Origin of the sequence: Psychrobacter sp. (assembly GCF_018260395.1) — a bacterium.
In the GTDB taxonomy this organism is placed as follows: domain Bacteria; phylum Pseudomonadota; class Gammaproteobacteria; order Pseudomonadales; family Moraxellaceae; genus Psychrobacter.
In genome coordinates, this window is record NZ_JAGLBC010000120.1 from 1 (window position 1) to 7,409 (window position 7,409).

The following is a 7,409-nucleotide window of genomic DNA, read 5'->3' on the forward strand; positions in this document are numbered from 1 at the left end:
TGGTTTTACGGCGACCGATGATAAAATTATTATAGGCAATTCATAAAAAGCTTGTTTCTGTTAAACTAGCCACTATTAAATTTGGGGCAGCCTAGAACCAATATAAGCCACAGTTTTCGCCTGATTTATTTGAATGCCACGACCACTTTTATTTTAAGACAATTAAAGACCGCTTATGAGCCATCTTAACAACCAACACCCAACTCCTGACAATAGCTTAAACCATTCAACAGATAATGAGTCTGTATCTTCAACTCAAGGTTATCTAAGTGTCGATGATTATGACTATGAGTTACCTGATCAATATATTGCACGTTATCCTTTAGAACAACGCAGTGCGTCACGTCTTATGTACTTGCCGGCGCGTAACGACGGTCAATTTGAAGTGCTAGATAAAAAATTCACCCAGTTACCTGAGCTATTAAATCAAGGCGATTTAATCGTATTTAATGACACCAAAGTCATGAAAGCACGACTTTTTGGTCAAAAAGACAGCGGCGGAAAAGTTGAAGTGTTGGTAGAACGTCTGACCGATGATACGCAGTTTACCCAAGATCAAGATAATGACGGCAAGATTCACGACAATGTCGCTCTATGTCATGTACGTGCCAGCAAGGCGCCCAAATCTGGACAGAGACTATTACTGGCGGATGGCAATATAGACTGTGTGATGATTGGTCGTCATGAAAATTTATTCATTCTAAGTTTTAAAAACCCAATCCTTGCAGATTTGGAGCAATATGGCGAATTGCCTATTCCGCCTTATTTTGAGCGTCATGCTGATGAAACCGATAATATCCGTTATCAAACCGTATTCCATGACCCTACTAAGCTTGCTAGTGTGGCCGCCCCCACCGCCAGTTTGCACTTCGACGAGAAGGTATTAAGTCAACTCACCGAAAAAGGAATTAACACCGCTTATGTGACTTTGCATGTTGGAGCAGGTACTTTTGCGCCTGTAAAGACCGATAATCTTCTGAATCACACCATGCACAGTGAGTATGCTAATTTGCCACAAGATACGGCCGACTTAATAAACAAAACGCACCAAAACGGCAAAAAGGTTATTGCCATTGGAACCACAGTAACCCGTGTATTAGAAACGGCTTATCAAAAAACTGCCGATACCCAAGGCAATATTTCTGCATGGTCAGGGGATACCGAAATCTTTATCTATCCAGGCTTTAAGTTTGGGGTTATTGATGCCTTATTAACCAACTTTCATTTGCCAAAATCAACCTTACTCATGCTAGTATCAGCCTTTGCAGGTAAAGCCAATATTGAGCAAGCTTATCAACATGCTATTAAGCAAAAATATCGCTTCTTTAGCTATGGCGATGCGATGCTTTTAGAGCGTAATGAGCTATAAGGTTTTGATAATAATTATCACCTTTGACTATTTATATAACCTCAACTAAAGAGATCAAAGCGATTAAAGAGATGACCTATGCAAGCTATAACCCCTATTGACTCGACTGCCAATAAGTCACAACAATACCAACTATTAATTAAACAAGCTGAAGCTATTATCAGTAGTGAAAGTGATTTAATTGCGAATATGGCAAATTTGTCAGCCTTATTAAAAGATACCTTTAATTGGTTTTGGGTTGGCTTTTATCGTGTAGACACTAGCATCAATCAACTGGTTTTAGGTCCTTTTCAAGGTCCGCTGGCGTGTACTCGCATTGATTATGGTAAAGGGGTGTGCGGTGAAGTTTGGGCAACCGGTGAGACACAAATTGTCGATGATGTAAATCTACATCCCAATCATATCGCCTGCTCGTCATTATCACAGTCTGAAATTGTAGTTCCAGTAACAAATAAAGTTGGCGAGATTATCGCTGTATTGGATATTGACTCTGATAAATTGGCGATGTTTGATGAGGATGATGGTAAGCATCTTGAACAGTTGGTTGAGCTTCTTAAATAGCTTTTTAAGGGTTAGCCTTTTTATAGCGCCGACCCAATACTTAACTTGCAAAAACACTATCGTCATTAAAAATATTGTTATTAAAAACCAAACATAATAACTTACTCAAGATTTAAAGCTGGCACTTCTTGACCTCGTTTTTGATAGAAATCTACCACAAATTCATCAAAAGTATCCTTATCAATAGCATCACGAATACCTTGCATTAAGCGCTGATAATAACGCAGGTTATGAATGGTCGCTAATTGAGCGCCCAGCATCTCTTTACACTTGTTAAGATGATACAAATAGGCTCGACTAAAGTTCTTGCAACAGTAACAATCGCATTCTGGATCTAGGGCAGAGCTATCTTCACGGTATTGACTGTTTCGAATACGCACAACGCCTTGGTTTTGTTCATTGCCGGTTACAAAATAGTGACCATTACGAGCATTACGAGTCGGCATCACGCAGTCAAACATGTCTACCCCGCGGCGCACTGCCTCTAAAATATCCTCAGGTTTACCCACACCCATTAGGTAGCGAGGTTTGTCCGCTGGCATGAGCGCTGGCATGTAGTTTAAGACGTTAATCATCTCATCTTTGGGCTCACCTACTGAAAGACCACCAATAGCATAGCCATCAAATCCAATCTCTAACAGACCTTGCATAGATTGACGGCGCAAATCTTCATACATACTACCCTGTACAATGCCGAACAAGGCATTGGTATTGCCCAATTTATGGTGCTCGTCGACGCAGCGCTGACCCCAACGTAGTGACAGCTCAAGTGACTTTTGTGCCTCACTAAAGGTAGCCGGATAAGGCGTACATTCATCGAACTGCATTACAATGTCTGAGTTCAATGAGTACTGGATTTGCATTGATTTTTCAGGTGACAAAAACACTTTGGCGCCATCAATAGGCGACTTAAAGGCCACACCTTCTTCGGTAATTTTTCGCATTGAGCCTAGACTAAATACTTGAAAACCACCTGAATCTGTCAATATAGGCTTATTCCAGTTCATAAACTGATGAAGACCACCAAATTTATCAATTACTTGCGTACCTGGACGCAGCCATAAGTGAAAAGTATTGCCTAGGATAATATCAGCACCAATGTCTTCTATGTCGCGTGGCAACATGCCTTTGACCGTACCGTAGGTGCCCACTGGCATAAAGGCTGGCGTTCTGATTTCACCGTGATTTACTGTCACAGTACCTCGGCGCGCGCGTGATTCGCCCGCGGCAGTTTTATGTAGGGTAAATTGCATAGCATTAACTCAGAATAATAGATTCAAAACGAAATAATCGGTGAACTGATTAAAGATAAAAAATAAAATTGATATAAGTAATAAACTTAACTTTTTATAAATATGCTCATTAATATTGGCCATTATACCACTGCCATCAAATACACGGGGACAAATAGTATGCTATACCCTACGTTGTGCTCTTTATTCGTTTATTTGCTGGGCATCTTGTACCCGTACTACCTTTTCATTGTCTGAACATATCTGGCTTATTTCAAAATTTGCTAGTAATCGCAAGTTTACTTTGCTATAAAAGCAAGACGTCCTTTTGTTAGACTTATTTCTATACTTTTATTATTACACTATCGTCTATTGACCTGTATGTCAGAGTCCCTAGTAAGACGAGGAATTTATTATGAGTTTACAAGTCACTATAGCCCTTATTGTCATCGTACTATTGATGGTTTTATTTTTTATTGCGTTTCGCGCTGGAAAAACGGTCACTAAATCGCAAGAATTAATCAAAGCGAATGAGGAGCCTAACCTTTATAATGAGCCAACAAATGTTGCCCATAAAAACGATGACACATCTCTGGAACATCAAACTTTAAAAGAAAATTCTAGTGATAATAAAGAGGACTTAAAACAAAATACGCCTGAAACATTGATAAACTCTACTGAATTTATTCCTGCTATTGATAAAGTTATGGTAACAGATAGTGTTGTAAAGGATACTGATACTAATATTGATAGTTACATTAATATTAAGACTGATACTGATACTGATGCTAGCCTTGTAGAAGTTAACCTTGAACAACAAAATGCTAAAGTGCAAAGCCCTGTACAAAATCCTGTGAAAGGGTCTGTAGAAAGCTCTTTAGAAAAGGCTACTAAAAAAGACACTGCTATTCAAGAGTCTGAAGCCTTACAACCGCATATACCTAATCAAACCAAACCTACCCTAGCAAATACGGATTCAAACTCAGATTCGACGACAGTAACCTTTGATAAGTTGACTGAAAATAATGTGAATGACAGCATTCATTCTCAGCCGCCACAGCAGTCTTTATTAGATGAAGATGAACTGCAGGAAATGTTAGACACTGCAGGTTCTGCATTAGAAGATGACTTATTTAAACAGGTGGATTTGGTTGAAGCGCCAAAAGTGGCTACTATTGTTGAGCCAGAGCCAGAGCCAGAGCCAGAGCCAGAGCCAGAGCCAGAGCCAGACAATAAAACGGAATTGCCTAAAAACCAACTGCCAACGCCTATATTGGCACCAATTAAAATTCATAGTGCAGAAGAACGACTAGCGGCTCAAAAGCAACCTGCTGAAAACGCCTTAATACTGCATGACTTAGTCCAAAACGATAGCTCTAAATCAGAAGCTGATACGGATATTGTTACAGATACTGGTACTGGTACTGGTACTGAAGACAGTATGAAGGCGTTTGAATTTATCAAAGAGTTGGACAGCGTTCAGTTAACCTTAAACTTAGCTCAGCAGTATTTAGATGTGGGCGAATATGACAGTGCCAAACGCTTGGTTCAAGAAGTCATAAAGGGAGAAGGCTCTGCTGAACAAAAAGCATCAGCTCAATCAATACTGGATCGCCTTTACTAGGGTCTGTTGAACCTTCAAATATTAGGACTGCTGATAGTTAAAATTGTTCCAAACTAGGCGTAAACCTATGATAATGTCTAGACCTTAGCTAGGTTTATAACAACGTTTGGAGCAATTTTAGCATCAGCCCTACGGGGCAGGGCTATTTTTTGTCAATATATTGCGAAATTTTCTATCTTAGAATGACTAAGCTTCAAAAATTTCCCTGCATATTGCCTAAAAAATAGCCTCTGCCAGTTCCACATTTGAATGTTCAACAGACCCTCATCTTAACTCGTAAATTAATAGCCAAAGCCATATATAGATATTTACCATGACATCAAATCAAACTCACGGCACAATAGATAATAGTTACGCTGAAAATACTTCAAATCGAGCCACTTCTAACACTGTCCAACTTATCTATGCTGGAGGTACTTTTGGCAGCTATGGCAAGCCGTTGGCCACTCTACCAGCTGATACTTTTCTACCTTTATTAATGCAGAAAGTCACGCAAAACCTCACCAGAAATATAGAGGCTCTAGAAAACAGTTGCGTTAAAGATAGTAGTCAGCTAACGCCTAAAGATTTTGCTCATTTTTTTCAATTGATTTTAGAGCGTTATGCAAAAGGTTATCGGCATTTTGTGCTCATTACGGGCACGGATACTTTAAGCTACTTAGGGTCGTTTTTGGCAGAAGCATTTGCCGGCTCCGATGTATCCTTAGTACTTACCGCGAGTATGCGCCCCTTATTTGATGCCAATGACATTTATAATTACAGCATTGATCCTAATAGTGATGCATGGGCAAACTTAACTGACACTGTTGGCTTAGCCGCACATGGAGAAGCAGGCGTATTCATTACTTTCGCAGGTGAGTCATGGCCTGCACAAACTGTGCAGAAAATTCATAGTCATGATCTAATGGCATTTACCGGCCATACTCGTGCTGGCTATCCCGCTAATAGCTTTATAAAAGCTTTACCTGCAGGTCGCCGTAGAAACTGGATTGAAGATACCCAAGCAAAGTTAGCTGGCATTTTAACCCATTCCAAAACTGTTATAATCCCTACCATTTATTGTGTACCTAATAATAACGAATGGTTAAACAGCCAACTTAAGGCATTGCTAGACTTACCCCCTATAGGGATCATATTAATGGGATTTGGTACAGGTAATATCCCCTTTAGTGAGCAGCTGGCAACTACAATGGATGACCTATACCAACATGGTCATATTTTAGTTTGCACCACGCAGTGTCCTTATGGTGGCGTAAGTGAGGCGTATGCAGCAGGCAGCTGGCAATATAAGCATCATGTCTTTTCTGCAGGCAGGTTAACGGTTCCTGCAGTCTATGCCCGACTGCTTTGGCTACATTTAGCATTTGATACCCCTGCCCGTCGCCGTCAACGTTGGAGCTATAGTGTCGGTAAACAATAAGTAGGTGTTTGACACTCGACAATCCTTAACTCGACAATCCTTTACAATAAATCGTTTTAATATGACGTTAAACGTTTATCGCTATTTTGTTATTTAACACTATTTGTTATTTGACCCAATTTTGTTATAAGTTATTATTTTTTTGATTGATTACACCACCTTGGCTGAGTTCATGACCCTTAATTCCTCTTGTAACGTTAATTCAATTTCTTTCGCATCTGATTTAGCATCTGATTTAACATATAAGTCAAGTCCAGATTATGATGTCAGTGACAATACCCCTAAATTGCAAACTTACGCCTTAGGTATTGAGTTTAACGGATCTAATTATCGAGGTTGGCAAAGACAGCAAGAAGTACTGTGTGTGCAGCAAGTGGTTGAAGAGACTTTATCAAAAATTGCCAATGAGCCTATTGAGGTGGTGGCAGCTGGACGTACCGACGCTAGCGTGCATGGCGGAAATATGCTGGCTCATTTTAAGAGCAGTGCTAAACGTGGTATCTATAACTGGCTGCGTGGTGCCAATAGCATTTTACCGGATGATATAGCGATACGTTGGATACAGCCTATGCCCGATAACTTTCATGCCCGCTTTGATGCCATTGCCCGTCGCTATCGTTACATTACCTTAAATCAGCCTCAGCGTCCGGCTATGCTCAATCATCTAGTAACTCACATTCATGAGCCGCTAGATTTGACTTTAATGCAACAAGCAGCCGCTTATATTGATGGGCAACATGACTTTAGTAGCTTTAGAGCTGCAGCTTGTCAATCCAATCAACCAGTAAGAAACATCCACCATGCCAAGCTATTCATGCATGGGCAATTTATTGTTTTTGATATTCAAGCCGATGGTTTTTTACATCATATGGTAAGAAATCTTATGGGTACCCTTTTTGCCATAGGCAAAGGCGAATTACACCCTAAAGATTATTTACGTATTTTAGAGGCAAAAGACCGTACTATTGCGCCGCCAACAGCTTCTCCAGATGGGTTGTATTTTATCAATGCCTATTATTCAGAGCCTTATCAGGATCTATTACCTAAATTACCCTTGGCTCCGCAGTGGCTAAACCTATCTGAATAAGATTTTTTATAGAATATTTTTTATCAAAGCTCACTTTAATGAGTATGGTTCAAAAGTTAAAAGATATTCAAGTTAGGTAACTAGCAAATTAAAGTGACTTTATCAAGACTTAAGCC

General features: G+C 39.9%; 6 protein-coding genes. 5 read left to right on the top strand and 1 reads right to left on the bottom strand.

Annotated features, from left to right (window positions below; genetic code table 11):
• Positions 1-175 precede the first annotated feature (175 nt).
• Both queA and QZ265_RS08740 read left to right on the top strand, forming a co-directional pair.
• Complete coding sequence (gene queA, locus QZ265_RS08735) at positions 176-1,369, top strand: tRNA preQ1(34) S-adenosylmethionine ribosyltransferase-isomerase QueA (RefSeq protein WP_296405375.1); 1,194 nt, start codon at positions 176-178, stop codon at positions 1,367-1,369.
• Positions 1,370-1,447: 78 nt separating this feature from the next.
• Positions 1,448-1,930, top strand: coding sequence for a GAF domain-containing protein (locus QZ265_RS08740; RefSeq protein ID WP_296405377.1), 483 nt, complete (start codon positions 1,448-1,450; stop codon positions 1,928-1,930).
• Positions 1,931-2,031: 101 nt separating this feature from the next.
• On the opposite strand, the gene tgt is transcribed toward QZ265_RS08740, so the two are convergent.
• Positions 2,032-3,183 carry a tRNA guanosine(34) transglycosylase Tgt gene (gene tgt, locus QZ265_RS08745; protein WP_296405379.1) on the bottom strand — a complete coding sequence of 384 codons (1,152 nt, stop codon included), beginning with the start codon at positions 3,181-3,183 and terminating at the stop codon, positions 2,032-2,034.
• A gap of 394 nt (positions 3,184-3,577) precedes the next feature.
• Here tgt and QZ265_RS08750 point away from each other — a divergent pair, with 394 nt between their 5' ends.
• From QZ265_RS08750 to truA, 3 genes are all read left to right on the top strand, one after another.
• Positions 3,578-4,786, top strand: coding sequence for a FimV/HubP family polar landmark protein (locus QZ265_RS08750; RefSeq protein ID WP_296405381.1), 1,209 nt, complete (start codon positions 3,578-3,580; stop codon positions 4,784-4,786).
• Between the two features lie 313 nt (positions 4,787-5,099).
• On the top strand, positions 5,100-6,206 hold the full coding sequence (locus QZ265_RS08755; protein ID WP_296405383.1) for an asparaginase: 1,107 nt from the start codon (positions 5,100-5,102) through the stop codon (positions 6,204-6,206).
• Between the two features lie 172 nt (positions 6,207-6,378).
• A complete protein-coding gene (truA, locus tag QZ265_RS08760) occupies positions 6,379-7,293 on the top strand; it encodes a tRNA pseudouridine(38-40) synthase TruA (RefSeq protein ID WP_296405384.1) in 915 nt (304 codons plus the stop codon).
• The last annotated feature ends 116 nt before the right edge of the window (positions 7,294-7,409 follow it).